The sequence below is a fragment of the Paenibacillus cymbidii genome (assembly GCF_004764705.1).
Taxonomy (GTDB): domain Bacteria; phylum Bacillota; class Bacilli; order Paenibacillales; family NBRC-103111; genus Paenibacillus_AN; species Paenibacillus_AN cymbidii.
On the sequence record NZ_SHLX01000075.1, the window covers coordinates 1 to 1,782 of the forward strand.

Here is a 1,782-nt window from a genome sequence, read left to right on the forward strand (position 1 = left end):
CGGGCGGCGCAAGGGCGCAGCCGCAGCGGGGCCGCGCGGCAAGCTCGGGCGCGGCGCGAAGCCGGGCGGCGGCAGCAAGGCCGGCGGCGGTGGCGCAGCGGGCGGAGGTGCCGGCGCTGGCAAGCGCCGCGGCAAAGCGAGCGACGGCGCGCGGCGGGCGAAGCGGCGGTAGCGTTTGGTTATAACCAACAATTCGGCTGCGAGCGTATTGCTTTCTCGCGGCCGAGTTGATACAATTAGTCCCTAATAAGCGTTGTTTTACAGTACAGGAGTGATTGGGCATATGGGCAAAACGAATAGCCAGGATAAAGTGCTCGCCCAGAACAAGAAGTCGTTCCACGACTATTTTATCGAAGAGACGTTCGAATGCGGCATGGTGCTGACCGGCACCGAAATCAAGTCGCTTCGCGGCGGCCGGGCGAACATCAACGACAGCTTCGCCACCATCCGCAACGGAGAAGCGTTCGTGCACAACTTGCATATCAGCCCGTTCGAGCAGGGCAATCGCAGCAACCCAAGCGATCCGACGCGGGCCCGCAAGCTGCTGCTGCACAAGGAGCAGATCAAGAAACTGATCGGCACCGTCAAGCAGGAAGGATACACCATGGTGCCGCTGAAGATTTACGTGCGCAATGGATATGCCAAGCTGCTGCTCGGCCTAGCGCGAGGGAAGAAGAACTACGACAAGCGCGCAACCGAAGCGAAGCGCGACGCCCAGCGCGACATTCAACGCGCCCTGCGCGAGAAGCAGAAAGTGGCGCGGTAGTTCGCGGTGCGTTGGCGGGTTGCGGACGAGCGGAATCGCTTCGTTGGCTGGAGTGCCAGCGTCATCCTTTGCTCCCACAAACGTACGGAGCAAAAGCGGCGCGATTGTGGTACAATGAGTTTTGTAACGAATTTGTTTGTTTGTTCTTGTTAGCTCGGCAGTTTCTTTCACTCGAAGTGAAGGATGCTGCAGACCTACACCTTGGGGCCGTTTTTGGATTCGACGGGGGTAGTTCGAGCATGAGTAGCGGGTAGTGGGGACGCGTCCACTATAACAACGCTAAAGCCAATTAACTGGCAACCGTAACACTAACTTAGCTGTAGCTGCCTAATAACAGCTCGCTAGCTTCTACCTAGCATCGCCCATGTGCCAGGATAGGGGCCCAACCTAAGTGGGATACGCTGCAAGGTCTCCGCCTGGGGTCTTGCAGAAGAAGACAATCAGGCTGACCCAACGCAGAGCCGGTTACGGGGCGCTGCTCGGGTGACATCAAATCCGTGGCTACACCCGTAGAAGCTTGTGTGGCGTTGCCTTCGGACAGGGGTTCGACTCCCCTCGGCTCCACCATGATGATGAAACCGACCGCGTGAGGTCGGTTTTTTTCATGGTGAAATCGAGGGTTCTAGGAGAACCCCTGAGGGGTTCGTCCGCGCGCAGGGAGCGAAGCGGACGAGCACGGGATTGAAATCTACCGCTAAGGTAGTCAACGTCGAGTCGGCTTCAGTAGCAAGTTCAATGGAGATTTCAATACTCCCCTCGGCTCCACCATGCAGAACCCGACCGCGTGAGGTCGGGTTTTTTCATGGTGAAATCGAGGGTTCTAGGAGAACCCTAAGGGGTTCGTCCGCGCGCAGGGAGCGAAGCGGACGAGCATGGGATTGAAATCTACCTGCGTATTCCGGAAACTTTGGACAGTCATTCCGGTAAGTAATGGACAGTTATTCCGTTAATGTTTGGACATTCGTTCCGGAAACTTTTGGACACCTGAACTCTCTCAAGAAGGCTCTTTTCTTACA

At 57.2% G+C, this 1,782-nt stretch carries 2 protein-coding genes and 1 other RNA gene; all 3 read left to right on the forward strand.

What is annotated here, in order from left to right; translation table 11 throughout:
• Window positions 1-185, forward strand: a 185-nt coding sequence (locus EXY20_RS39420; protein ID WP_207671416.1) for a hypothetical protein, incomplete at its 5' end; no start/stop codon positions are given.
• Between the two features lie 98 nt (window positions 186-283).
• Window positions 284-766 carry an SsrA-binding protein SmpB gene (gene smpB, locus EXY20_RS38705; RefSeq protein WP_135557783.1) on the forward strand — a complete coding sequence of 161 codons (483 nt, stop codon included), beginning with the start codon at window positions 284-286 and terminating at the stop codon, window positions 764-766.
• 203 nt (window positions 767-969) lie between these two features.
• Window positions 970-1,333: a transfer-messenger RNA gene (gene ssrA / locus EXY20_RS38710) on the forward strand.
• Window positions 1,334-1,782: the final 449 nt, after the last annotated feature.

What these genes read in the sequence shown, in the direction of transcription:
- smpB (WP_135557783.1), top strand. Translation starts at nt 284, where the DNA reads ATGGGCAAAACGAATAGCCAGGATAAAGTGCTCGCCCAGAACAAGAAG.